The following is a 23,921-nucleotide window of genomic DNA, read 5'->3' as shown; positions in this document are numbered from 1 at the left end:
GGGGAGGGGGTTGCCGGTGCGGGGGTGTCCGTCACCTCAGCCACGGTACGACGACTGTGCTGCCTGTCGGCCTCCGGACGGCACCGCGACCGGTTTCCGTGCCCCGGCTGCGCTCCGGGCCCACTCGGCGCGACAGGCCCGGTGAGGTCGGCGTCGCAGGACCCTCGGCGCTGCGATGATCTCCGACATGTCGGTCCCCCTGGTCACCGGTGCCGACGTCGCCGCGGCGGCCGAGCTGCTCGCCGGTGTCGTCCGCCGCACCCCGCTGGAGCACTCGCGCGGGCTGGCCGACCGCGTCGGCGGCCCGGTGTGGCTCAAGTGCGAGAACCTCCAGCGCACCGGCTCGTTCAAGATCCGCGGCGCCTACACCCGGATCGCGCGGCTGACCGACGAGGAGCGGGCGCGCGGCGTCGTCGCCGCCAGCGCGGGCAACCACGCCCAGGGGGTCGCGCTCGCCGCCCGGCTGCTCGGCGCGGAGGCGACGGTCTACATGCCCGAGACCGCGCCGCTGCCGAAGGTGGCGGCGACGCAGGCCTACGGGGCGCGCGTCGAGATGTGCGGGCAGTCGCTCGCCGAGCCGCTGCGCGCCGCCGCCGAGCACGCCGAGCGGACCGGGTCGGTGTTCATCCACCCCTTCGACCACCCCGACGTCATCGCGGGGCAGGGCACCGTCGGGCTGGAGGTGCTCGAGCAGTGCCCGGAGGTCGCGACGGTCCTGGTCTGCGCCGGCGGGGGCGGCCTGGTCTCCGGCATCGCGGCGGCGGTCAAGGAGCGCCGCCCCGACGTCCGCGTGGTCGGTGTGCAGGCCGAGGAGGCCGCCGCCCTGCCCGGCTCGCTGGCCGCCGGCCGGCCGGTCGCCCTGCAGAGCATGTCCACGATGGCCGACGGCATCGCCGTCCCCGCGCCGGGCGACCTGACCTTCGCGCACGTCCGGGGGCTGGTCGACGAGGTGCGCACGGTGAGCGAGGAGGACCTCTCCCGCGCCCTGCTGTTCTGCCTGGAGCGCGCCAAGATGGTCGTCGAGCCGGCGGGGGTGGCCGCGGTCGCCGCCGTCCTGGCCGACCCGCGCGCGTTCGAGCCGCCCCTGGTGGCCGTCGTCTCCGGCGGCAACATCGACCCGGTGCTGCTGCTCAAGGTCGTGCAGCACGGCATGGCCGCGGCCGGCCGCTACCTCTCGCTGCGGCTGCGCATCCCCGACCGCCCGGGCTCGCTGGCCGCCCTGCTCACCGAGCTGGCCGCGGTGGGCGCCAACGTGCTGGAGGTCGAGCACGAGCGGACGGCGACCCGGCTGGGCATCGGCGAGGTGGAGGTCTTCGTCGTCCTGGAGACGCGCGGGCCCGCGCACGCCGGCGAGGTCATCGGGGCGATGCGCGACGCCGGCTACGCCGTCACCCCGGAGTAGCTCCCCGACCCACCGACGAGCCGCGCGGCGCCCGCCGGTCCTGGGTCTGCGTCCCGCACCTGGCGGGACGCAGGCGGAGGGGAGTGCGCGTGGACGCGATCGGGAAAAGCAGCGGAGACTGTCGGCAGGCGGGCCTAGGGTCCGGGGCATGACGGACGCCATCGTGGTCGAGGGGCTGGTCAAGCGCTACGGAGCGACGACAGCGCTCGACGGTGTGGACCTGACGGTCGCCGAGGGCTCGGTGCTCGGGCTGCTCGGCCCGAACGGCGCGGGGAAGACGACGGTGGTGCGGATCCTCACCACCTTGCTCCTCGCCGACGAGGGGCGGGCGGAGGTGGTCGGCCTCGACGTCGTGCGCGACGCCGACGACGTGCGCGCGTCGATCGGCCTCACCGGCCAGTACGCCGCCGTGGACGAGTACCTCACCGGGTTCGAGAACCTCGAGATGGTGGGCCGCCTCTACCACCTGCCCAGGGCCGAGGCCCGTGCCCGGGCGGGGGAGCTGCTCGAGCGGTTCGACCTCACCGACGCGGCCGGCCGGCCGGCGAAGACGTACTCCGGGGGCATGCGGCGGCGGCTGGACATCGCCGCCTCGCTGATCAACCGGCCCCGGGTGCTCTTCCTCGACGAGCCGACGACGGGGCTGGACCCGCGCAGCCGCCTGGCCATGTGGGAGTTCATCGCCGAGCTCGCGGACGGCGGGACCACGATCCTGCTCACCACCCAGTACCTCGAGGAGGCCGACCGGCTGGCCGACCGGATGGTCGTCATCGACCGCGGCCGGGTCATCGCCCGCGGCACCGGTGACGAGCTCAAGGCCCAGGTGGGCGGTCAGCGGCTGGAGTTCACGCTGGCCCGGGCGGTCGACCTGGTCGAGGCCGGCGAGCGGCTGCGCCCGCTGGCCGTCGACCAGCCGCGCTCGGACGAGCAGAGCCGCCGGCTGAGCCTGCCGGTGCGCGGCGGCACCGAGGTGCTGGCCGAGGCGCTGCGCCGGCTGGAGGGCAGCGGGGTGGAGGTCCTCGACGTCGGGCTCCGCCGTCCCGACCTGGACGACGTCTTCCTGACCCTGACCGGCCACGCGGCCGAGGACGTCCCAGCCGCCGATGAGACCGCCACCGACCCGGTGCCCGCTGCAGGAGGATCCCGGTGACCACGCTGGCCATGGCCGTCTCCGACAGCCTCACCATCACCCGCCGCAACCTCATCAAGGTGAAGCGGGTGCCCGACCTGATCGTCTTCGCGACGCTCTCGCCGATCATGTTCGTGCTGCTGTTCCGCTACGTCTTCGGCAGCGCGATCCCCGTGCCCGGCGGCCTCAGCTACGCCGAGTTCCTCCTGCCGGGGATCTTCGCCCAGACGGTGGTCTTCGGCAGCACGATCACCGGCGCCAGCCTGGCCGAGGACCTCCAGAAGGGCCTGATCGACCGGTTCCGGTCGCTCCCCATGGCCCGTTCGGCGGTGCTGGTCGGGCGGACGGTCGCCGATCTCCTGCTCAACGTGCTGACCATCGGGGTCATGATGATCACCGGTCTGCTCGTCGGCTGGCGGGTCAACACCTCCGTCGGCGAGGCGGTGCTCGGGGTGCTCCTGCTCCTGACCTTCGCCTACGCCATGTCCTGGGTCATGGCCCTGGTCGGGCTGCTCGTGCGCACGCCGGAGGTCGTCAACAACGCGAGCTTCATCGTGATCTTCCCGATCACCTTCATCGCGAACACCTTCGTGCCGATCGACAACTTCCCGTCGGTCCTCAAGACGTTCGCGGAGTGGAACCCGGTCTCCGCGGTGGTCCAGGGTGCCCGCGAGCTGTTCGGCAACGTCGTGCCCGGGGCCCCCGAGCCGCAGGGGTGGGCGCTGCAGAACCCGGTGCTCTACGTCTTCATCTGGGTGGCCGTGTTCCTGGCGATCTTCGTGCCGCTGTCGGTCCGGCAGTACCGGCGGACGGCCGGTCGCTGACGGCCGCTGTCTAATGGCACGCGATGAGCACCGCTGAGGCACTCCCCGCCGACAACCCGCTGGCCACCACCTCCGAGCTGCCGTTCCGGCTCCCCCCGTTCGCCGAGATCACCCTCGAGCACTGCCGGGAGGCGCTGCTGGCGGGGATGGCCGACCAGCGCCGGGAGGTGGACGCGCTGCTGGCCTGCGCCGAGGAACCGGCCTTCGAGAACACCATCGTCGCCCTGGAGCGGTCCGGTGCGCTCCTGGACCGCGCCTGGTCGGTGTTCGGCAACCTGTCGTCGTCGGTCGCCACGCCGCGACTGCGGGAGATCGAGCGGGAGATCGCACCGCTGGCCGCGGCCCACGACGACGCCCTCCGGCTGGACCCGGCGCTGTTCGCCCGCATCGACGCCGTGCACGCCGCCCGGGAGACCGCCGGCCTCGACGCGGAGCAGGCGCGGCTGGTGGAGCGGTACCACCTCGACTTCGTGCTCGCCGGCGCCCGCCTCGACGGCGCGGGGCGAGCTCGCCTCGGCGAGCTCAACCAGCAGCTCTCCGAGCTGTCGACGACGTTCGGGCAGAACCTGCAGCTGGCCACCGAGGCCGCGGCGGTGCGGGTGGCCGACGCCGCGGAGCTCGACGGGCTGGACGAGGAGGAGGTGGCCGCCGCGGCCCGTGCGGCCACCGACCGCGGGCTCGAGGGGTACCTGCTCACCCTCGTGCTGCCCACCGGCCAGCCGGTGCTGGCCAAGCTCCGCGGCCGGGAGCTGCGCCGCCGGGTGTTCGAGGCCTCGGTGGGCCGGGCGTCCGCGGGCGAGCACGACAACCGGCCCGTCGCCGAGCGCATCGCCCGGCTGCGGGCCGAGCGGGCCCGCCTGCTGGGCTTCGCAACCCACGCCGACCTCGTGCTGGCCGACTCCACCGCGCGCACGACCGCCGCCGTCGACGCGATGCTGCACGCGATGGTGCCGGCCTCGGTGGCCAACGCCGAGGCCGAGGCGGAGGCGCTGCGCGAGGTGGCCGCCCGCGACGGCGTCGAGCTCGCGGCGTGGGACTGGGCCTTCTACAGCGAGCGGGTGCGCGCCGAGCGGTACGCCGTCGACACCACGGCGCTGCGGTCGTGGTTCGAGCTGGACCGGGTGCTGGTCGACGGCGTGTTCCGGGCGGCCGGGCTGCTCTACGGGTTCCGCTTCACCCCGCGGCCCGACCTCGCCGGCTACCACCCCGACGTCCGGGTCTGGGAGGTCGCCGATGCCGACGGCGCGGAGGTCGGGCTCTACCTCGGGGACTTCTTCGCCCGGGAGGGCAAGCGCGGCGGCGCGTGGATGAGCTCCTTCGTGCGCCAGTCCCGGCTGCTGGGCACCCGGCCGGTCGTCGTCAACAACCTCAACGTCACCCGCGCACCGGCCGGCCGGCCCACGCTGCTCACCCTCGACGAGGTGACCACCCTCTTCCACGAGTTCGGCCACGCGCTGCACGGGCTGAGCTCGGCGGTCACCTACCCCCGCTTCGCGGGCACCGCCGTGCCGCGCGACTTCGTCGAGTTCCCGAGCCAGGTCAACGAGATGTGGGCGCTCTGGCCCGAGGTGCTCGCGCACTACGCCCGCCACGCCGACACCGGGGAGCCGCTGCCGGCCTCGGTCGTGCAGGCCATCGACGCCGCCCGGTTGTGGGGCGAGGGCTTCGGCACGCTCGAGTACCTGGCCGCCACCCTGCTCGACCAGGCCTGGCACCGGCTGACCCCGGAGACCGAGGTGGGGGACCCCGTCGAGTTCGAGCGGGCGGCCCTCGCCGGGGCCGGCGTGGCGTCCGAGCTCGTGCCGCCGCGCTACCGGACGACCTACTTCCAGCACGTCTTCGCCGGGGGCTACTCGGCCGGGTACTACTCCTACATCTGGTCGGAGGTGCTCGACGCCGACACGGTGGAGTGGTTCAAGGAGAACGGCGGGCTGCGCCGCGAGAACGGGGACGCCTTCCGGGAGCGGCTGCTCGCCGTCGGCGGATCGGTCGACCCGCTGGAGGCCTTCCGCGCCGTCCGTGGCCGCGACGCCGACCCGGTGCCGCTGCTGCGGAGGCGCGGGCTGGCGCCGGTCGGCTGACGCCGCCGCGGCGCCGCAGGTGGATCCGGCCCTCCGGCGCGGCGGCGCGGGGCGGGAGCCGCGACCTCGTCAACGGCACCGGCATGCGCGACACTGCTGCCGCCGGCGACCGTCCCGTGGAGGTGTGCCGCGATGGAGCTCTTCCCCCCGATCCCGTACGCGGGGTGGTCGGACACCCTGGCGACGGTGCACCGGTTCGCCCAGGTGGTCGGCCGGGTGCGGTTGCTGGGGAGCCCCCGGCGCAACCACTGGTGGAACGTGCCCTTCCACCTCACCGGCCGCGGCATCACCACCCGGCCGATGGGGCTGGACCCCACCTTCGCCGTCGACCTCGACCTGGTCGACCACCGCGTCGAGATCAGCACGGTCGAGGGGCGCCGGGCGTCCTTCGGCATGGCCGGGCGGTCGGTGGCGTCGTTCCACCGCGAGCTCCAGCACGCCCTGGCCGCCGCCGGGCTGCACGGGATCGACATCGCCGGGGCCCGCCCGTTCGACCTGCCGGACGCCGACCGGCCGTTCGCCGAGGACACCGAGCACGCGAGCTACGACACCGCGGCGGTGACCCGGTACTGGCAGGTCCTCAGCCAGGTGAACGTCGTCCTCGAGGAGTTCGCCGGCCGGTTCTCCGGCAAGACGAGCCCGGTGCACCACTTCTGGCACACCTTCGACCTGGCGGTGACGCGGTTCTCCGACCGCGTCGTCCCACCGGCCGAGGGCACCGACCCGGTGACCCGGGAGGCGTACTCCCGGGAGGTCGTCAGCTCCGGGTTCTGGTTCGGGGACGAGTCATTCCCGGATCCGGCCTTCTACTCCTACACGGCCCCGGAGCCCGCGGGGCTGGCCGAGGCCGAGCTGCCCTCCGGCGGGTACTGGCTGGAACGCCGCGGCAGCCACCTGGCCGTCCTGCCGTACGACGCGGCACGCTCGGCCGCCGACCCGAAGGCGGCGGTCCTGGCCTTCTTCGAGGCGGCGTACCGGGCCGGTGCCACGCGGGCCGGGTGGGACGTCGAGGGACTGGCCTGCCGCGACGGCGTCACCGATCCGGTGATCCGGGGCTGAGCGGCGGGCGGTCAGAGCCAGGGGAGCGAGAGCACCAGGTCCAGGTCGTCGGGGGCGTCGCCGTCGCGGACCAGCCGGTTGGGCTGGCGGTGGCCGCACGCGGTGCAGCGGTGGACCACCTGCCAGCCCTTGCCCGACTTCTCGACCAGCCCGATCGGCTCCATGGGCTGCCGGCACCGGCTGGCCCGGTCACCGGGCAACTCGTCGACGTGCAGCGACCACAGGCAGTACGGGCAGTGGTTGCGGTAGTGGCCGTCGGTGTTGGCCGGCACCGGTGCCGTGCAGTGCACGCAGGGGAAGCCGGTGTTCTCCGCCCGCCGGGAGCGGGCGCGCGGCGCGCTCACGTGCCGGTCAGGGGACGAACGGCTCGACCGCGACGACCTCGACGGTGATGTCCTTGCCGTTCGGGGCCTGGTAGGTGACCGAGGTGCCGGGCGCCGCGCCCATGATCGCCGAGCCGAGCGCCGACTCGGGGGAGTAGACCGTGAGCTCCGTGGTGCCCGCGATCTCCCGCGACCCGAGCAGGAACTTCTCGGTGTCGTCGTCCCCGGCGAACCGGATGGTGATGACCGTGCCGAGGGCGGCGTCCGTGGCCGTCTTCGGGGCGTCGCCGACGCTGGCCTTGCGCAGCAGGTCGGTGAGCTGGCGGATCCGGCCCTCCTGCTTGCCCTGCTCCTCCTTGGCGGCGTGGTAGCCGCCGTTCTCCTTGAGGTCGCCCTCCTCGCGGCGGGCGTTGATCTCGGCGGCCATCGCCGGGCGGTTCGCCACCAGCTGGTCGAGCTCGGCCTTCAGCCGGTCGTGGGCCTCCTGGGTGAGCCAGATGCCCTGGTCCTGCTCGTCAGTGGGGGTGGACACGTGGGGTACTCCTGAAAACTCGGGAGGCCGCCCCCCGTGCGGGAGCGGCCGTCGGTCGAACGGCCAAGCTAACACCGCGGCGGGGCCTGCCGCACCGCTGCGACGGCCCTCGCCGGTGGTGGCACGGTAGCCCGCCGGTGCGTGACGGACGACACGTTCCGCCCGGACGGGTGGCTGACCTGCGGGTCTCCGGCGACGCCCGGGTGGGCGTCCGCCACCACCGCCGCCCGGCGAGGGACACTGTGCGCGTGACCGATCCCGACCAGTTGCGCCTGCTCGCCGTGCACGCCCATCCGGACGACGAGTCGAGCAAGGGCGCCGCCACGATGGCGAAGTACGTGGCCGAGGGTGCCCGCGTCCTGGTGGCCACCGCCACCGGGGGCGAGCGCGGCTCGGTGCTCAACCCGGCGATGGACCGGCCCGAGGTGTGGGAGCGGCTCCCGCAGATCCGGGTCGAGGAGATGGCGCGCGCCCGCGAGATCCTCGGGATCGAGCAGGAGTTCCTGGGCTTCGTCGACTCGGGCCTGCCGGAGGGCGACCCGCTGCCCCCGCTGCCCGACGGGTGCTTCGCCCTGGTGCCGGTCGAGGAGGCCGCGGCGCCCCTGGTGGCGCTCATCCGCCGGTTCAAGCCGCAGGTGATGACCACCTACGACGAGCGCGGCGGCTACCCGCACCCGGACCACATCAAGACCCACGAGATCTCGGTGCACGCCTTCGAGGCGGCCGGCGACCCCGACCGGTACCCCGAGCTCGGCGAGCCGTGGCAGGTCAGCAAGCTCTACTACCACATGAGCTTCACGCTCCCGCGTACGAAGGCGCTGCACGAGGCGATCCTCGCGACCGGTGCGGAGTCCCCGTACGCCGAGTGGCTGGCCAACTGGGACCCGGCGCACGACATCTCCCACCGGGTCACCACCCGCGTCCCGTGCGCCGAGTACTTCCCCGTCCGCGACGCGGCGCTGATCGCGCACGCCACCCAGATCGATCCCGAGGGTCGCTGGTTCGCCTGCCCGGTGGAGACCCAGCAGCAGGTGTGGCCCACCGAGGACTACGAGCTGGCCCGCTCGCTGGTCGGCACGCCCACCCCCGAGGACGACCTGTTCACCGGCATCCGCAGCGAGGTGACCGCCCGATGACCACCACCACCGCCCTGGACCTGCTCGTCCTCGCCCAGCAGCAGGCGCCGCAGGACGTCGGCAAGTCCGGCCCGTTCGGGCTGCTGCTGCTCGTGCTGCTGCTCGTCGCCAGCGCCCTCCTGGTCAAGTCGATGAGCGGCCACCTGAAGCGGCTGCCGCGGAGCTTCGACGCGGACGACCGCGAGCCGCGGGTCGTCGTCCCGGACTCGCCGGCCGGCCTCGAGGAGGACCGCGAGCCGGGTCAGGAGCTGCTGGACACCCTGCGGCGGGCGCCGCTGGCCATCGAGGCCCCGCGCCGCGACGAGGGCGACCGGAGCTGACCCGGCGGGCCCGCGCGCCGGAACGCGTTCCCCGGCCGGGCCGTTGACGGGGGCGTGACCCCCGTCGTCCGCAGGCTGCTGCCGGCGCCGCTCGCCGTCGTCGTCCTGGCCGGGTGCGGCGGTGAGCCGGCGTCCGGCGGGCCGGCGGTGCTCCCGGCGGAGCAGGTCTTCGCCGAGGCGCCGGTCGTGCTGCCCGACCCGTCGGGGACGTCGGCGACGCTGCAGGTCACCACCGGGATCGACATGGCCTGCGCGGTCGTGTTCGGTCGCGACGAGTCCCTCGGCGAGGGGATCGCCACGGATTCCGACATGGGCGGTGGCGCCCATGCGGAGCACCGTGCGGTGATGCGGGGGCTCCAGCCCGGCACCGAGTACTTCTACCGGGTGCAGGGCTCCGGCGCCGACGGCCGGCTCTACCGCAGCGAGCTGATGAGCTTCCGGACGCCGGACGCGGAGGTCCCCGAGCCGCCGGGGGAGAACGCTGCGCTCGGTGCCGCGGTCGCCGACGTCAGCTCCGAGTTCTCCGGGGCCTTCGCCGCGGGCAACGCCGTGGACGGCGATCCCGCCACGGAGTGGTCCAGCGACGGCGACGGCGACGACGCGTCGATCACCCTCGACCTCGGGCGGGCCGTCGACGTCGTGGGGCTGGCCCTGCGCAGCCGGTCGATGGGCGATGGCACCGCCGTCGTCGAGACGTTCACCGTCACCGTCGACGGCGGGCCGACCTACGGGCCGTTCGGGGCGGGAGGGACCGTGGTCCTCGACGACGCCGTCACCGGCCGCATCCTGCGGATCGACGCGGAGACCACCACCGGCGGCAACACCGGCGCCGCCGAGATCGAGGTCTACGAGGCGCCCTGACCCGTACGCGCGGACGCCCCGGCCCGCACGAGGCGGGCCGGGGCGTCTGCGGAGCGGATCAGGCGTGCAGGTCGAAGCGGTCGAGCTCCATGACCTTCACCCACGCGGCGACGAAGTCCTGGACGAACTTCTCCTTCGCGTCGTCGGCCGAGTACACCTCCACGATCCCGCGCAGGATCGAGTTGGAGTTGAACACCAGGTCGGCCGCGGTGGCCGTGCGGACGACGGTGCCGTCGGCGTCCAGGCCCTCGTAGACGTCCTCGGCGTCCGCCGAGGTGCGCCACTGGATGCCCAGGTCGAGCAGGTTCCGGAAGAAGTCCTGGGAGAGGACCCCCGGCCGGTCGGTGAAGACGCCGTGCTGCACACCGCCGGTGGTGGCGCCCAGCACGCGCAGCCCGCCGACCAGCAGCGTCATCTCCTTGGCCGTGAGCTCGAGCATGTAGGCCCGGTCGACGAGCAGCGTCTCCGGCTGCAGCTTGCTGCCCGGTGCGATCCAGTTGCGGAAGCCGTCGGCCCGCGGCTCCAGCCAGCGGAAGTTGTCGACGTCGGTCTGCTCCTGCGAGGCGTCCGTGCGGCCCGGGTGGAACGGCACGGTCACCTGCACGCCGGCGTCCGCCGCCGCCTTCTCCACCGCGGCCGAGCCGCCGAGGACGATGAGGTCGGCCAGGGAGACCTTCTTGCCGGTCTCGGACTCGAACGACTCCTTGACCTGCTCCAGCACCGGCAGCACGTCCTGGACACCCGCGTTGACCGCCCAGCTGATCTGCGGCTCCAGCCGCAGCCGGGCGCCGTTGGCCCCGCCGCGCTTGTCGGTGCCGCGGTAGGACGCGGCGGCCGACCAGGCGGTGTGCACCAGCTGCGGCACGGTGAGGCCGGAGGAGAGCAGCCGCTGCTTGAGGTCGGCGATCTCCGCCTCACCCACGAGCTCGTGGTCGACGGCGGGCACCGGGTCCTGCCAGATGAGGTCCTCGGCCGGGACGTCCGGGCCGACGTAGCGGCTCTTCGGGCCCATGTCGCGGTGCAGCAGCTTGAACCAGGCGCGGGCGTACTGGTCGGCGAAGTACTCGGGGTCCTCGTAGAACCGCCGGGAGATCTCGCGGAAGCCCGGGTCCTTGATGAGGGCCAGGTCGGTGGTGGCCATCATCGGCGGGTTCTTCTTGCCCTCGATGTGCGCGTCGGGGACGAGCTCCTGCGCCTCGGGGTTCGACGGCTTCCACTGCTTGGCGCCGGCGGGGCTCTCGGTGAGCTCCCACTCGTAGCTGAACAGCATCTCGAAGTAGGTGTTGTCCCAGGTGGTCGGCGTCGGCGTCCAGGCGCCCTCGAGGCCGCTGGTGATCGTGTCGGCGCCCTTGCCGGTGCCGTGCTGGTTGATCCAGCCGAGGCCGTTCCCGTGCACCGGGCAGCCCTCGGGCTCGGGGCCGACGAGCTCCGGGTTGCCGGCGCCGTGCGTCTTGCCGAAGGTGTGGCCGCCGGCGATGAGGGCGACGGTCTCCTCGTCGGTCATCCCCATGCGGCTGAAGGTGACGCGGATGTCGTGCGCGGAGGCGACCGGGTCGGGCTGGCCCTTCGGGCCCTCCGGGTTGACGTAGATCAGGCCCATGGTGACGGCGGCGAGGTGGCCCTCGTCGAGGTCCAGCGGCGCGTCGTCGGCGTAGCGCTCGTCGCCGAGCCAGGTGTCCTCGGGCCCCCAGAAGACCTCCTCGGGCTGCCAGGTGTCCTCGCGCCCGAAGGCGAAGCCGAAGGTCTGCAGGCCCATGTCGTCGTGCGCGACGTTGCCGGCCAGCACCAGCAGGTCGGCCCAGGAGAGGGCGCGGCCGTACTTCTGCTTGACCGGCAGCAGCAGCCGGCGGGCCTTGTCCAGGTTGGCGTTGTCCGGCCAGCTGTTCAGCGGGGCGAAGCGCTGGGCGCCCTGGCCGCCGCCGCCGCGCCCGTCGGCGATGCGGTAGGTGCCGGCGGCGTGCCACGACATGCGGATGAACAGCGGCCCGTAGTGGCCCCAGTCGGCCGGCCACCAGTCCTGCGAGGTGCGCATGACCTCGACGACGTCGCGCTTGACCGCCTCGACGTCCAGCGCGGCGACCGCGGCCTTGTAGTCGAAGTCGCCGAGGGGGTCGGAGTCCTTCGAGGGCTTGTTCAGCACCGACAGGTCGACCTGGTTGGGCCACCAGTCCCGGTTGCTCTGGGGACGGCGGTTGGTGACCTGCGTCGGCGACGGGATCGCCGGGTTCTCGCTCTCGCTGGTGCTGTCGGTGACGACCTTGTTGGTCTCGTCCTTCACGGTGTGCCTTCCTCGGGATGGGCGGATCGGTCAGCGGGTCGGGCGGTGGCGCAGGCGGGGCAGCGGCCCCAGAAGACGACCTCGGCCTCGTCGACCACGAAGCCGGCGTCGTCGGACGGGGTGAGGCAGGGAGCGGCGCCGACCGAGCAGTCGACGTCGACGATGGCGCCGCAGTCGCGGCAGACCAGGTGGTGGTGGTTGTCGCCCACGCGGGCCTCGTACCGGGCGGCCGACCCCTGTGGCTGGATCCGCCGCACGAGGCCGGTGTCGGTGAGGGCCCGCAGGACGTCGTAGACCGCCTGGTGGGAGACGGCGCCCAGCCGCTCGCGGGCGGCGGCGATCAGGGCATCGGTATCCAGGTGCGGGTGCGCGTGGACGGCGTCCAGCACCGCCAGTCGCGGGCGGGTGACGCGCAGGCCCACGGCGCGCAGCTCGCGGCCGAGTTCCACGGAGTCGGGCACGGGGACATCCTGACGCCTTCTCTGGAACGAATCCAGTCTTTCCTCGGGAGACTTCCGCGACGTGCGTCGCGTTCGTCCGCTCTCGGCGCAACTCCGACCGTCGCCGCGAGCGTTGTTCCGTGCTTACGCTGCAACCGTGTAATCAGAGCGAACCGGGAGGTCGCCATGCACGGACATCGTTTCGCCGACATGCCCCTGGGGCCAGGGTTCGGCCGGGGCCGCGGACGCGGGCCGCGGGGACGGGGGCAGGATGTCGCACCCCCCGTCGACCGGGCGGAGGTCGCCGGCTGGTTCGCCGGGCGGCTGCCCGACGACTGGTTCACCGGCCCCGTCGAGCTCACCATCGACCGCGACGAGATCACCGTCGTCGGCACCCTGGCGGAGCCGTCGGCCGGTGAGGGTGACGCCGATGCAGCCCGGGCCGGCCGGATCGAGCGGTTCCGCGAGGAGACGCGGGGTCGCCGGATGGCCATCGCCGACGCCGCGCAGGAGCGCTACGGCCGCTCGGTGGCCTGGGGCGCGGCCTGCGGGGAGACCCGCCGGCTCTTCACCCACGCGTCGGTGCCGGTGATGACGCGCCTCCGCCAGCCCGAGCGGCTGGTGCTCGACACGCTCGTGGACGCCGGGGTGGCCCGCTCCCGGTCGGAGGCGCTGGTCTGGGCGGTGCGCCTGGTGGGCCGGCACGCCGACGACTGGCTGACCGAGCTGCGCGAGGCCATGGCGTCGGTCGAGGAGGTCCGCGGCCGGGGCCCGCAGTAGCAGCGGGACCCCTCCCCCCGAGGCCCCGCACACCCGTCCGGGGCCTCGGGGACACTGGGCGGCGTGCCGACCAGCGCCGCCCGCCCCGCAGCCACCGACGTCCTCGTGGTGGGTGCCGGCCCGGCCGGGGCCGCGGCCGCCGCGTGGGCGGCCCGGGCCGGTTCCGACGTCGTCCTCGCCGACGCCGCCGTCTTCCCGCGGGACAAGACCTGCGGTGACGGGCTGACGCCGCGGGCCATCGCCGAGCTGGACCGGCTGGGCCTGGGGGAGTGGGCGCGGTCCAGGACGCGGAACCGCGGCCTGCGCGCCGCCGGGTTCGGCCGGGAGTGGCAGCTGCCGTGGCCGGGTGGGGCGTACCCCGACCACGGCAGCGCCGTGCCCCGCACGGAGCTGGACGCCCGCATCCGGCAGGTGGCGGTCGACGCGGGGGCGGTCCCGGTCGACGGCGCCCGGGCCGTGGACGTCGAGCGCGACGGCGACCGCGTGCGCGCGGTGGTGTTCGAGGACGCCGACGGCGCGACGCGCACGATCGGCTGCCGGCGGCTGGTCGTGGCCGACGGCGTCCGTTCGCCGCTGGGCCGGCTGCTGGGCCGGGAGTGGCACCGCGACACCGCCTACGGCGTGGCGGCGCGCAGCTACGTGCGCTCGGGTCGCAGCGACGACGAGTGGATCAGCTCGCACCTGGAGCTGCGCGGCACCGAGGGGGAGCTGCTCTCGGGTTACGGCTGGGTGTTCCCGCTGGGCCGGGAGGCGGGCGAGGTCAACCTGGGCGTGGGCACGCTGGCGACCGCCCGCCGGCCGGCCGGGGTGCAGCTCAAGGCGCTGCTGGAGTTCTACGCGGAGACCCGGCGCGCGGAGTGGCGGCTGGACGGCCCGGTCCGGGACGTGACCTCGGCGCTGCTGCCGATGGGCGGGGCGGTGTCCGGCGTCGCGGGCCGGAACTGGGCCCTGGTCGGTGACGCGGCCGGCTGCGTCAACCCGCTCAACGGCGAGGGGATCGACTACGGGCTGGAGACCGGCCGGACTCTCGCCGGGCTGCTCGCCGAGGACGACTGGACCGCGGCCTGGCCGGCGACGCTGCGGCGGCACTACGGCGAGGCGTTCTCCATCGCACGGCGCCTGGCCGGGCTGCTCACCGTGCCCCGCTTCCTGCCCCTGGCCGGCCCGGTCGGCATGCGCTCCCGCCCGCTCATGACCGTCGCCCTGCGGGTCATGGGCAACCTCGTCTCCGACGAGGACCGCGACCTCGTGGCGAGGCTCTGGCGCACCGCCGGCCGGGCCTCCGTGCGCATGGACCAGCGCGCACCGTTCTCCTGACCGCGGCCGGCGTCAGCCGGTCCGGGCGAGCGGGGCCCGGGGGGTCCCCCGAGGACGGACGACAAGAGCTCAGCGCAAGCCGGGGACGGATGCTGGCCGCGGTTGTCTGACGGAGTCAGGCAAAAGGACTCGAGTACACCGCGAAGTACACCGCGATGTAGTGGCAGATGGCCGCGACGACGGTCATCGCGTGGAAGACCTCGTGGTAGCCGAACGTGCCCGGCCACGGGTTCGGCTTCTTGATGCCGTAGGCGATCCCGCCCAGGGTGTAGAGCGCGCCACCGACGGCCAGCAGCACCATCGAGGCGACCCCGGCGATGTGCAGGATGTCGGTGAGCACGAAGACCGCCACCCAGCCCAGCCCGATGTACAGCGGGACGCCGACCCAGCGCGGCGCGGTCGGCCAGGTCAGCTTGAGCGTGACGCCGGCCAGGGCCCCGGCCCACACGCCGGCGAGCACCCAGTAGCCGGTGGGCTGGTCGACGGCGAGGAGGGCGAACGGGGTGTAGGTGCCGGCGATGAACAGGAAGATCATCGAGTGGTCGAGCCGCTTCATGATCTTCCAGCCGCGGGGTGACCAGCGCCGCCGGTGGTAGAGCGCGCTGATGCCGAAGAGACCGCAGATGGTGAGGCAGTAGACCGTCACCGACCAGCCGGCGCGGGCGCCCTGGACGGAGGCCAGCGGGATGAGCACCGCACCGGCGACGATCGCGCCGAAGAAGGAGAACAGGTGGATCCACCCCCGTGCCCGGGGGCGGGTGTCGGGGTGCTCCCAGTCGCGGTCGGCGAAGTGGCTGGCGTCCCAGGCCTGCTCGACCCGCTGCCCTTCCGCGGCGACGGTGGCCGCCGCCTGCTCGGCGGGCGCTTCCAGCACCGCCCCGTCGGCCTCCACCCGGACGGGGTCGCGTTCGGAGGGGGGGACACTCATGCTCCGAGGCTACGGAGAGCGGGGTGCGGCGTCATCCGCGGCGGCCTGTGAGCTTGCTGCCACCGCCCCCGCGCCACGGCCGGGAGCGCTCCCGGCCGATGGGTGGCGGGGGGCTTAGGGTGACCGGCGTGGGGGTGCGTCGACGGGTCCGTGACGCTCTCATCCAGGTGTACGAGCGGCGGCTGGCGCGGGCGCTGGTCGGGGCCGACGTGCCCCGGCACGTGGGCGTGATCATGGACGGCAACCGGCGGTGGGCGCGGGCCATCGGGCTGGAGGACGTGGCGCACGGGCACCGCCGCGGGGCGGCCAAGATCGCCGACCTGCTGGGCTGGTGCGACGACGCCGGGGTGCAGGTGGTCACCCTCTTCATGCTGTCCACCGACAACCTGCGCCGGCCCGCGTCCGAGCTCGACGCGCTGCTGGCGATCATCGAGGACGTCGCCGTCGACCTGGCGCGGCCGGGGCGGCGTTGGCGGATCCGCAGCATGGGGGCCCGGGAGGTCCTGCCGGAGCGCACGGTCGCCGTCCTCGAGCAGGCCGAGCGCGACACCTGCGACCGCCCGGGCGCGACGGTCAACCTGGCGGTCGGCTACGGCGGGCGGCGGGAGATCGCCGACGCCGTCCGGTCGCTGCTGAGCGAGCACGCCACCCGCGGCACCTCCCTGGAGGAGCTGGTGGAGGTGCTCGACGTCGAGCACATCGCCGAGCACCTCTACACGCGCGGGCAGCCCGACCCGGACCTGGTGATCCGCACCAGCGGGGAGCAGCGCATGTCGGGCTTCCTGCTGTGGCAGACGGCGAACGCCGAGTTCCACTTCACCGACGTCTACTGGCCGGACTTCCGCCGCGTCGACTTCCTGCGCGCGCTGCGCGACTACTCGGCCCGGCACCGCCGCTTCGGCGGGTGACGGCGGCTGCGAGACTGGCCGCCATGACCGCGGGAGCCCTCGACGTCGCCCTGGAGTACGTGCGGCTGGGCCTGCGCTTCGACCGCGTGGAGGCCGGCTTCGTCGACGCCTACACCGGGGACCCGCGGGTGCGGGCGCAGGTGCTGGACGAGCCGGCGCCCACCCCGCGGCAGCTGCGCGACCGCGCGCGGGAGCTGCTGCGCGAGCTCGACGCCGCCGAGCTGCCCGCCGACCGCGCCGACTTCCTGCGCGGCCAGCTCACCGGCCTGGAGTGCAGCGCGCGGAAGATGAGCGGGGAGCCGGTCGGCTTCGTGGAGGAGGTGCAGGCCTACTTCCAGGTCGACGTCGGGCTCGGTGACGAGGGCGAGTACGCCGCCGCCCACGCGGAGCTGGACCGCCTGCTCCCCGGCGACGGCACGCTGGCCGACCGGTACGCCGCCCACCGGCGCCGGGAGGAGTGCCCGCCGGACCGGCTCGAGGCTGCGGTGCACGCCCTGTCGAGCGCGCTGCGCGACCGGGTGCGCGGGCGGTACGGGCTGCCCGAGGTCGAGACCGTCCGGTACGAGGTGGTCACCGACAAGCCCTGGTCGGGGTTCAACTACTACGAGGGCGGCTACCGGTCCCGGGTCGCGATCAACGCCGACCTGCCGCACCGGCTCTCCCAGCTCACCCACCTGGTGGCGCACGAGTCGTACCCGGGGCACCACACCGAGCACTGCCGCAAGGAGCAGGGGCTGGTCGAGCGGACCGGCCGGCTCGAGCACACGGTGTTCCTGGTCAACACCCCCGAGTGCCTGATGGCCGAGGGGCTGGCCGACCTCGGCGTCCCGGCGGCGATCGGCGAGGGCTGGGGCGCCTGGTCGGAGGAGATCCTCGGTGACCTCGGGCTGCGGTTCGACGGCGCGCTGGCCGAGCGGATCGCCGCCGCGGCCGCCCCGCTCAACCGGGTCCGGCAGGACGCCGCGGTGCTGCTGCACGACCGCGGTGCCGACGCCGACGAGGTGGCGGCGTACCTGCAGCGGTGGGCTCTGGTCAGCCCCGAGCGCGCCCGGCAGCAGATCCGCTTCCTGACCGACCCGCTGTGGCGGGCCTACATCTCCACCTACGTGGAGGGGTTCGACCTGCTCACCCGCTGGCTCGACGCCCGCCCGGTCGAGCAGCCGGTCGCCGACCGCTTCGTCCGCCTGCTCGACGAGCCGCTCACCCCGCAGCGGATCGCCGCCGAGATCCCGGCCGCCTGACCCGTGGCCGCCCGCACCCCGGCGCAGGCCCGGTTCCTCGGACTCTGGACCGCGGGCTGGCTGGCCCTGCTCCTCGTGCTGGCGCTCGTCCGGTTCGGCGACCCGGGGGTGCAGTGGCCGGTGCTGCTCGTCCCGGTGGTGTGGGCGCTAGTGGCGCTGCGACCCCGCCGCGCGGCGCGGGTCCGGGGGGGACGACGCCGGGTGGCGGACGACGCGTGGGAGGACGACGCGTGGGAGGACGACGCGTGGGAGGACGACGGGCGGACCGACGACGGCCGGGCGGACGAGCGCTGGCACGACGACGAGCGCTGGCACGACGAGGGGTGGTCCGCCGACGGACGCCGGGCCCACGGGGAGCCGCACCGGTGGCCGCCGCCGTCGGAGCGCACCGACACCGTCGAGCGCCCGGCGGTGCGCCGGCGCTCCGACGGGCCCGACGCCCGCTGGTGACCGGCCGGAGGTGACGCCCTCGGCGAAACCGGTGGAAGCTCGTCGGTGGACCGGTGGATGCTGTCGCGCGTGATCCACGCCCGCGGTCTCGCCCGCACCTTCCGCAAGCGGAAGCAGGAGGTCCACGCCGTCGTCGGGGTCGACCTCGACGTCGCGCCCGGTGAGATCGTCGGCTTCCTCGGGCCGAACGGCGCGGGCAAGACGACGACGCTGCGGATGCTGACGACGCTGCTCGAGCCCACCGCGGGGACGGCCACGGTGGCCGGCTGCGACCTGCGGACCGACCCGGTCGGGGTGCGCCGTCGCATCGGCTACGTCTCGCAGAGCGGCGCCACGGCCCCGGAGGCGCGGGCGGGCGAGGAGGTGGTCGACCACGCCCGGCTCTACGGCATGAGCACCGCCGAGGCCACCGAGCGCGGCCGGCAGCTGTTCGCCGAGCTCGACCTCGACGGGCTCTGGGAGCGCCAGCCCAAGGCCATGTCGGGGGGCCAGCGCCGCCGGCTGGACATCGCGGTGGGCCTGATCCACGTGCCCGAGCTGGTCTTCCTGGACGAGCCGACCACCGGCCTGGACCCGCAGGCGCGGGCGAACCTGTGGGAGCACATCCGCGGCCTGCGCGAGGACCGCGGCACCACGGTCTTCCTCACCACCCACTACCTCGACGAGGCCGATGCCCTGTGCGACCGGATCATGGTCATCGACCACGGCGCGATCGTCGCCGAGGGCACCCCCGACCAGTTGAAGTCCCAGGTGGGCGGGGACGTGCTGACCGTGACGGCGGAGCGGCCCGACCAGCTCGGCGAGGTGGCCCGCCTGGTCGGGGCGCTGCCGGGAGCCGAGCCGCCGCAGCTGCTCGCCGACCGGGTCGTGGGCCGGGTGCCGCACGGCGGCAGCGCGCTGGTGGAGCTGGTGCGCGCGCTGGACGCCGCCGGCGTCACCGTCAGCGGGATCGAGAGCCGCCGGCCCAGCCTGGACGACGTCTTCCTCGGCCTGACGGGCCGGTCGCTGCGCGAGTCCGGGGCCGCGCCGGCCGCGGCCGGGGCGGTGGCGGCGCGATGAGGACCCTGCTGCGCGACACCGGCACCGTCTTCTCGCGCGCGATGCGCATGTCGCTGCGCAACCCGGCCTGGCTCGTGATCAGCCTGATGCAGCCGATCCTCTACATCGTGCTGTTCGGGCCGCTGCTCGAACCGCTCGCCGAGCAGCTGGGCCCGGGTGATGCCTACCAGATCTTCGTGCCCGGCATCCTCGTGCAGCTTGGCATGTTCGGCGCGCTGTTCGTCGGCTTCGGGCTCATCGCCGAGTGGCGGGCCGGCGTCATCGAGAGCCAGCGGGTCACCCCGGCCAGCCGCACGGCGCTGCTGCTGGGCCGGGTGCTCCGCGACGTCGTCGTGCTGCTCACCCAGGGAGTCCTGCTGGTGCTGGTCGCGGTGCCCCTGGGGCTGCGGGCACCGGTGGTGGGGGTGGCGCTGACCCTGCTCGTCGTCGCGTTGCTGGGAGCGGCGCTCGCTGCCGTCTCCTACGCCCTCGCGCTGACGCTCAAGAGCGAGGATGCGTTCGCGCCGCTGCTCAACGCGGTGGTGTTCCCCGTCGTGCTCCTCTCGGGGATCCTGCTGCCGATGACGCTGGCCCCGGGCTGGCTGCAGACCCTCAGCGACGTGAACCCGTTCAAGCACGTCGTCGAGGCGGCGCGCGAGTTCTTCATCGGCGGCTACGGCACCGCGACCGCGTGGTGGGGCGTCGCCCTGACCGTGCTGCTGGCGGTGCTCGGCTGGATGTTCGGCGTGCGCCGGTTCCGCCGCGAGTCCAGCTGACGGAGCGCCCCCGAGCCCCCCGGCGCCCGCGGTCGCGCCGGGGTCCCGGCACGGGGTGCGTGCCACCCGCTGGGGCAGGTGTGGCCGGCGGTACCCCGTCGGGTGAACTTCAGGTTGCGGGGTGCGGCGCGGGCGCGCTCCTGTCGGTGGTCGGGCCTAGCGTCGGCAGTGGACGTCGAGCTGCCCTCGGCGTCCACGGGAGGCCCGGTTGGTGCGACTGCGTTCGTCGTCCAGGGGGGCCGGTGCCCGGCCCCTGCGCCGGGGCCCGGTCACCTTCGAGCAGGGGTCCGCCACGCCTGCGTGGCGCCGCCCCACGGGAGCCGACTCGTGATGACTCGCCGCACCTTCGTCCTCGACACCTCCGTCCTGCTCTCCGACCCCGGGGCGCTGCTGCGCTTCGGCGACGCCGACGTGGTGCTGCCGCTCGTCGTCATCGGGGAGCTGGAGGACAAGCGCAACCACCCCGAGCTGGGCTGGTTCGCCCGTCAGACGCTGCGCATCCTCGACGACCTCCGGGTCGCCCACGGCCGGCTGGACGCGCCGGTCCCGGTGGGGGAGGGCGGTGGCACCCTGCACGTCGAGCTGAACCACAGCGACCCGTCGGTGCTGCCGGCCGGCTTCCGCAACGACAGCAACGACAGCCGGATCATGGTGGTCGCGCTCAACCTGCGCGCCGAGGGGCGGGACGTCTGCCTGGTCACCAAGGACGTCCCGCTGCGGGTCAAGGCGGCGGCGGTCGGTCTGGAGACCGACGAGTACCGCGTGCTGGACGCCGTGGACGCCGGCTGGACGGGGATGACCGAGCTCTCCCTCGACGACCCCGAGCTCGACGAGCTCTACGGGACCGGGGAGGCGTTCCTGCCGGCGGCGGCGGAGCTGCCCACCCACACCGGGCTGGTCCTGCTGTCCTCCCGCGGCTCGGCGCTGGGCCGGGTGCTGCCCGACAAGAAGGTGCGCCTGGTGCGCGGCGACCGGGAGGCCTTCGGGCTGCACGGCCGCTCGGCCGAGCAGCGGGTCGCGCTGGACCTGCTGCTGGACCCCGAGATCGGCATCGTGTCCCTCGGCGGGCGCGCAGGCACCGGCAAGTCGGCGCTGGCCCTGTGCGCGGGGCTGGAGTCGGTGATGGAGCGGCGGGCGCACAAGAAGGTGGTCATCTTCCGGCCGCTGTACGCCGTCGGCGGGCAGGAGCTCGGGTACCTGCCCGGCAGCGAGGGCGAGAAGATGTCGCCCTGGGCGCAGGCCGTCTACGACACCCTGGGCGCGCTGGTGTCGAAGGAGGTGCTCGACGAGATCGCCGCCCGCGACCTCATCGAGGTGCTGCCGCTGACGCACATCCGCGGACGCTCGCTGCACGACTCGTTCGTGATCGTCGACGAGGCGCAGTCGCTGGAGCGCGGCGTGCTGCTCACCGTGCTCTCCCGGCTGGGCAGCAACTCGCGCGTGGTGCTCACCCACGACGTCGCCCAGCGCGACAACCTGCGCGTCGGCCGGCACGACGGGGTCACCGCGGTCATCGAGAAGCTGAAGGGGCACGTGCTGTTCGCCCACGTGACGCTCACCCGGTCCGAGCGCTCGCCGATCGCCGCGCTGGTGACCGAGATGCTCGAGGACCTGCCGCTCTGATCGCGCCACTCCCGGGGCGTTCCTCCCGCCCTGCCGGTCGTGCAGGACGGCGGGTCGGCGAGGAACACCCCGGGAGGGGGCCCGGCGTGGGCTGGGAACGGGCTGCCGGGGCGGCTCACCGCCGGCGTGCGCCGGCGCGCGCCGGACCTGGCCGCGAGCCGGTGGGGCACGGCGAGCTCGGCCCACACCCACCCCTCGTCGCGGGCGGCGTCCTCCCGGCGCTTCTCGGCGAACACCGCATCGTCGGGTCCTGCCCCGGGCGCAGCAGCCGCCCGTACGTCACCCGGCCGTCGAACTCGTCCACCAGCCGGACGTCCTCCCACGCGCTGCCGGTCCGGGCCACGAGGCCACCGCCGGCCGACCCGATCTCGTGCTGCAGCGCCGAAGGTCCCAGCCGCAACGCGCTGCAGGATCACCCGGCTGCGGCTCTCCCACGCTCTCGCTGCGCCCGTCGGCAGCGGCGACCACGCGCGTCGCGTGCCGGGCTCCGGGGCGCCCGGAGACGTCGAAGAGCCGGGCGCGCACCGCACCAGCCCTCCGGGCAGCGCCGCGTCCAGGGCGATCACGGTCACCTCGTGCGGCAGCGAGAGCGCGAGGAGAACCCGGGGCGGGGCCCGCTCCGGTCTAGGCGGCGTCCTCGTCGACCGGAGCGCCCGCAGTGGCCGCCGGGCGGCGGCGCCGGCCCTTGGGTGCGGGTTTCGGCGGTGCCGCGACCGCCCGCACCAGCGCCACCACGACCCAGCCGGCGAGCAGGCACCACGGCAGCCGGCCCACCACCTCCTCGGTGGTGAAGTCCCCGCGCAACCCGAGCGCGAGCACGGGCACGGCCAGCACGAACCCGACGAGCAGGACGTCCCAGCGGAACGGGCTCATGCCTGCGGGCTGTCCAGGCGCTCGCAGAGCAGCGAGGCCCAGCGGTGCGGGGTCGCGCGGACGCCGTCGAGGAGGGCCACGGGCACGGTCAGCCGCTGCAGCACGGCGGCCGGGTCGGCGCTGAGGTCGGTGTCCTGGACGACGAGGGCGTCGACGCGGGCCAGCCCGTCCAGCCAGAGCTCGAGGTCCTCGGGCTTGCGGGTCGCCTCCACGACGGCCCACACCGCCACCGGCGACCAGATCGCCAGCATCTGCGACATCCAGTACACGTCGCTGCGCAGCGGCACGTCGACGGCGACGATGGTCAGCGTGCCGGCGTCGGCCGCCTCCTGCCGCCGGTCGATGGCGGCGTCGATCGTGGTCATCCGGCTGCCCTTGGGGGCCAGGCCGGCGAGATCACCGCGCGTCGCCCACTGCACCCGGTCGGGGTCCAGCCGCAGGGAGGCGGCGAGCGCCCGGGCGGCGCGGAGCGTCTCCACACCCGGGCCGACCACGAGCAGCACCTCGCCGGCGCCGCTGGGCAGCCGGGGTGCCTCGGGCAGCCGCTCCGTCAGCGCCCGGGTGAGCGCCGCGTAGGTGCCGTCGGCCTCGATGCGGTCCACGACGTCGTCCCCGAGCAGCTCACGCGGCACGCCGAGCTCGCCCAGCCGGGCGACGACCTCGTGCGCCGTGGCCGGGACCGCGGCGGTCCGCGGGGCGGGCGCCGGTGCGGCCGGGACGTCGGTGTCGTCCTCGAGCTCGGGCATCCCCGGGTGGTCGTCGCCGGCCATGAGCGGGGCCACGGGCAGGCGGGTGACGGTCGCCAGGCTGCGGGGCGCCCGCGCCGCGGGGGTGGTCTTGCCCGCCTCCTCGGCCACCGGGGCGACCTCGTCGCGCGGAGCGGAGGACCCCGGCCGCGACGGCGGGACCGGCGGGCGCCCCGACGACGGGGGGACGGGCGGCAGGCCGCGACCCCGCGCACCCGCCAGCGGGGGCAGCAGGGAGACCCGCGGCATGACGGTGGTGGCGTCCAGGGACATGCCCAGCGGAGCCGGGTCGCTGGCGGTCCGGGCGAGCAGCGGGGCGGCCTCGGCCAGGTCCGCGGCGAGCGCCGTGCCGGCCTCCTCGGCAGCGGCCTCCTCGACGGCGCCCTCCTCGACCGCAGCCGCCACCACGTCCCCGACCGCCGGGTCCTCGACGACGGGCCCGGCCACCACCGGCTCCGTGGCCACCGCCTCGGTGACCGCGGACGGATCGGAGGACGGCTCGACCGCGACCGGCTCCTCGGCGGCCGGCCATTCGATGACCGCCACCTCCGCGACGGGCTCCACGGTCACCGCCTCGACGGCCGGCAACTCCTGCGCCGGCGCGGCGTCGGCGACCGGCTGCGGAGCGGCGAGCAGCACGTCGGTCCAGATGGGCGCGTCGTCGGCGGCCGGGGCAGCGGGCACGGGATCGCCCCACAGCGTGGAGCCGCCGGCGGTGCTGCCCCACCATGCCAGGTCGGGTGCCGGCGCGGGGGCCGGAGCGGCAGGGGCGCCGAACAGCGAGGAGGACGTCCCGACGACCGGCTCGGCAGCCCGGGGAGCCGGCGCCGGGGGCTGCGCGGGGACGGGGGCGAAG

The 23,921-nt window shown here is 74.6% G+C and carries 22 protein-coding genes and 1 pseudogene; 16 read left to right on the top strand and 7 right to left on the bottom strand.

The window, feature by feature from the left end:
• Positions 1-187: 187 nt before the first annotated feature.
• The 5 genes from ilvA (at position 188) to E9565_RS15980 (ending at position 6,495) form a co-directional block, all read left to right on the top strand.
• Positions 188-1,402 carry a threonine ammonia-lyase gene (gene ilvA, locus E9565_RS16000; protein ID WP_236827337.1) on the top strand — a complete coding sequence of 405 codons (1,215 nt, stop codon included), beginning with the start codon at positions 188-190 and terminating at the stop codon, positions 1,400-1,402.
• A 148-nt stretch (positions 1,403-1,550) separates the two neighbouring features.
• Positions 1,551-2,552, top strand: a complete 1,002-nt coding sequence (locus E9565_RS15995) for an ATP-binding cassette domain-containing protein (protein ID WP_236835845.1) — start codon at positions 1,551-1,553, stop codon at positions 2,550-2,552.
• Positions 2,549-3,355, top strand: coding sequence for an ABC transporter permease (locus tag E9565_RS15990; protein WP_236827335.1), 807 nt, complete (start codon positions 2,549-2,551; stop codon positions 3,353-3,355). The genes E9565_RS15995 and E9565_RS15990 overlap by 4 nt, the downstream gene beginning before the upstream one ends.
• A 23-nt stretch (positions 3,356-3,378) precedes the next feature.
• Complete coding sequence (locus tag E9565_RS15985) at positions 3,379-5,436, top strand: M3 family metallopeptidase (protein ID WP_236835843.1); 2,058 nt, start codon at positions 3,379-3,381, stop codon at positions 5,434-5,436.
• 132 nt (positions 5,437-5,568) lie between these two features.
• A complete protein-coding gene (locus E9565_RS15980) occupies positions 5,569-6,495 on the top strand; it encodes a DUF5996 family protein (protein WP_236827333.1) in 927 nt (308 codons plus the stop codon).
• A gap of 11 nt (positions 6,496-6,506) precedes the next feature.
• On the opposite strand, the gene E9565_RS15975 is transcribed toward E9565_RS15980, so the two are convergent.
• Both E9565_RS15975 and greA read right to left on the bottom strand, forming a co-directional pair.
• Positions 6,507-6,839, bottom strand: coding sequence for an RNHCP domain-containing protein (locus tag E9565_RS15975; RefSeq protein WP_236827332.1), 333 nt, complete (start codon positions 6,837-6,839; stop codon positions 6,507-6,509).
• Positions 6,840-6,846: 7 nt separating this feature from the next.
• Positions 6,847-7,350, bottom strand: a complete 504-nt coding sequence (gene greA / locus E9565_RS15970) for a transcription elongation factor GreA (RefSeq protein ID WP_236835841.1) — start codon at positions 7,348-7,350, stop codon at positions 6,847-6,849.
• A 248-nt stretch (positions 7,351-7,598) separates the two neighbouring features.
• On the opposite strand from greA, the gene mca reads away from it, so the two are divergent.
• Genes mca through E9565_RS15955 form a run of 3 tightly spaced genes read left to right on the top strand, consistent with a single transcriptional unit; the run spans position 7,599 to position 9,667 of the window.
• Complete coding sequence (gene mca, locus E9565_RS15965) at positions 7,599-8,486, top strand: mycothiol conjugate amidase Mca (protein ID WP_236827330.1); 888 nt, start codon at positions 7,599-7,601, stop codon at positions 8,484-8,486.
• Positions 8,483-8,806 (top strand): hypothetical protein, encoded by a 324-nt coding sequence (locus E9565_RS15960; RefSeq protein WP_236827329.1) that lies wholly within the window; start codon positions 8,483-8,485, stop codon positions 8,804-8,806. The genes mca and E9565_RS15960 overlap by 4 nt, the downstream gene beginning before the upstream one ends.
• A 54-nt stretch (positions 8,807-8,860) precedes the next feature.
• Positions 8,861-9,667 (top strand): discoidin domain-containing protein, encoded by an 807-nt coding sequence (locus E9565_RS15955; RefSeq protein ID WP_236835839.1) that lies wholly within the window; start codon positions 8,861-8,863, stop codon positions 9,665-9,667.
• Between the two features lie 58 nt (positions 9,668-9,725).
• Here E9565_RS15955 and katG read toward each other — a convergent pair whose 3' ends face one another.
• Positions 9,726-11,945: a catalase/peroxidase HPI gene (gene katG / locus E9565_RS15950; protein ID WP_236827327.1), complete on the bottom strand. Its 2,220-nt coding sequence runs from the start codon at positions 11,943-11,945 to the stop codon at positions 9,726-9,728.
• The gene (locus E9565_RS15945; RefSeq protein WP_236827326.1) at positions 11,942-12,406 is read right to left on the bottom strand and encodes a Fur family transcriptional regulator; all 465 of its coding nucleotides are present in this window, start codon (positions 12,404-12,406) and stop codon (positions 11,942-11,944) included. Before E9565_RS15945 ends, katG begins: the two co-directional genes overlap by 4 nt.
• Positions 12,407-12,595: 189 nt before the next feature.
• Here E9565_RS15945 and E9565_RS15940 point away from each other — a divergent pair, with 189 nt between their 5' ends.
• Both E9565_RS15940 and E9565_RS15935 read left to right on the top strand, forming a co-directional pair.
• Positions 12,596-13,165 carry a hypothetical protein gene (locus E9565_RS15940; protein ID WP_236827325.1) on the top strand — a complete coding sequence of 190 codons (570 nt, stop codon included), beginning with the start codon at positions 12,596-12,598 and terminating at the stop codon, positions 13,163-13,165.
• Between the two features lie 63 nt (positions 13,166-13,228).
• The gene (locus E9565_RS15935) at positions 13,229-14,482 is read left to right on the top strand and encodes a geranylgeranyl reductase family protein (protein WP_236827324.1); all 1,254 of its coding nucleotides are present in this window, start codon (positions 13,229-13,231) and stop codon (positions 14,480-14,482) included.
• 115 nt (positions 14,483-14,597) lie between these two features.
• Here E9565_RS15935 and E9565_RS15930 read toward each other — a convergent pair whose 3' ends face one another.
• Complete coding sequence (locus E9565_RS15930) at positions 14,598-15,410, bottom strand: hemolysin III family protein (RefSeq protein ID WP_236827323.1); 813 nt, start codon at positions 15,408-15,410, stop codon at positions 14,598-14,600.
• Positions 15,411-15,538: 128 nt separating this feature from the next.
• Here E9565_RS15930 and E9565_RS15925 point away from each other — a divergent pair, with 128 nt between their 5' ends.
• From E9565_RS15925 to E9565_RS15900, 6 genes are all read left to right on the top strand, one after another.
• Positions 15,539-16,318: an isoprenyl transferase gene (locus tag E9565_RS15925; protein WP_236827322.1), complete on the top strand. Its 780-nt coding sequence runs from the start codon at positions 15,539-15,541 to the stop codon at positions 16,316-16,318.
• A 23-nt stretch (positions 16,319-16,341) separates the two neighbouring features.
• A complete protein-coding gene (locus E9565_RS15920) occupies positions 16,342-17,559 on the top strand; it encodes a DUF885 family protein (RefSeq protein ID WP_236827321.1) in 1,218 nt (405 codons plus the stop codon).
• A 3-nt stretch (positions 17,560-17,562) separates the two neighbouring features.
• Positions 17,563-18,009, top strand: a complete 447-nt coding sequence (locus tag E9565_RS15915; RefSeq protein ID WP_236827320.1) for a hypothetical protein — start codon at positions 17,563-17,565, stop codon at positions 18,007-18,009.
• Positions 18,010-18,066: 57 nt separating this feature from the next.
• Positions 18,067-19,068, top strand: a complete 1,002-nt coding sequence (locus E9565_RS15910) for an ATP-binding cassette domain-containing protein (protein ID WP_236827319.1) — start codon at positions 18,067-18,069, stop codon at positions 19,066-19,068.
• Positions 19,065-19,823 (top strand): ABC transporter permease, encoded by a 759-nt coding sequence (locus tag E9565_RS15905; RefSeq protein WP_236827318.1) that lies wholly within the window; start codon positions 19,065-19,067, stop codon positions 19,821-19,823. Before E9565_RS15910 ends, E9565_RS15905 begins: the two co-directional genes overlap by 4 nt.
• A gap of 330 nt (positions 19,824-20,153) precedes the next feature.
• Positions 20,154-21,446 (top strand): PhoH family protein, encoded by a 1,293-nt coding sequence (locus E9565_RS15900; protein WP_236827317.1) that lies wholly within the window; start codon positions 20,154-20,156, stop codon positions 21,444-21,446.
• Between the two features lie 624 nt (positions 21,447-22,070).
• Here E9565_RS15900 and E9565_RS15895 read toward each other — a convergent pair.
• Together E9565_RS15895 and E9565_RS15890 are read right to left on the bottom strand one after the other, a co-directional pair.
• Positions 22,071-22,319 (bottom strand): hypothetical protein, encoded by a 249-nt coding sequence (locus E9565_RS15895; protein WP_236827316.1) that lies wholly within the window; start codon positions 22,317-22,319, stop codon positions 22,071-22,073.
• A pseudogene (locus E9565_RS15890) lies at positions 22,316-23,921 on the bottom strand (hypothetical protein); the annotation flags it as partial. The pseudogene E9565_RS15890 and the gene E9565_RS15895, both read right to left, overlap by 4 nt.

The organism is Blastococcus sp. KM273129 (assembly GCF_021698995.1).
Classification (GTDB): Bacteria; Actinomycetota; Actinomycetes; order Mycobacteriales; family Geodermatophilaceae; genus Blastococcus.
The sequence above is the reverse complement of the archived record's forward strand: the minus strand, read 5'-3'. Positions and strand labels throughout refer to the sequence as shown.

What these genes read in the sequence shown, in the direction of transcription:
- ilvA (WP_236827337.1), top strand. Translation starts at nt 188, where the DNA reads ATGTCGGTCCCCCTGGTCACCGGTGCCGACGTCGCCGCGGCGGCCGAG.
- E9565_RS15995 (WP_236835845.1), top strand. Translation starts at nt 1,551, where the DNA reads ATGACGGACGCCATCGTGGTCGAGGGGCTGGTCAAGCGCTACGGAGCG.
- E9565_RS15985 (WP_236835843.1), top strand. Translation starts at nt 3,379, where the DNA reads ATGAGCACCGCTGAGGCACTCCCCGCCGACAACCCGCTGGCCACCACC.
- E9565_RS15980 (WP_236827333.1), top strand. Translation starts at nt 5,569, where the DNA reads ATGGAGCTCTTCCCCCCGATCCCGTACGCGGGGTGGTCGGACACCCTG.
- E9565_RS15960 (WP_236827329.1), top strand. Translation starts at nt 8,483, where the DNA reads ATGACCACCACCACCGCCCTGGACCTGCTCGTCCTCGCCCAGCAGCAG.
- E9565_RS15940 (WP_236827325.1), top strand. Translation starts at nt 12,596, where the DNA reads ATGCCCCTGGGGCCAGGGTTCGGCCGGGGCCGCGGACGCGGGCCGCGG.
- E9565_RS15930 (WP_236827323.1), bottom strand. Translation starts at nt 15,410, where the DNA reads ATGAGTGTCCCCCCCTCCGAACGCGACCCCGTCCGGGTGGAGGCCGAC.
- E9565_RS15920 (WP_236827321.1), top strand. Translation starts at nt 16,342, where the DNA reads ATGACCGCGGGAGCCCTCGACGTCGCCCTGGAGTACGTGCGGCTGGGC.
- E9565_RS15910 (WP_236827319.1), top strand. Translation starts at nt 18,067, where the DNA reads ATGCTGTCGCGCGTGATCCACGCCCGCGGTCTCGCCCGCACCTTCCGC.
- E9565_RS15905 (WP_236827318.1), top strand. Translation starts at nt 19,065, where the DNA reads ATGAGGACCCTGCTGCGCGACACCGGCACCGTCTTCTCGCGCGCGATG.
- E9565_RS15900 (WP_236827317.1), top strand. Translation starts at nt 20,154, where the DNA reads ATGACTCGCCGCACCTTCGTCCTCGACACCTCCGTCCTGCTCTCCGAC.
- E9565_RS15895 (WP_236827316.1), bottom strand. Translation starts at nt 22,319, where the DNA reads ATGAGCCCGTTCCGCTGGGACGTCCTGCTCGTCGGGTTCGTGCTGGCC.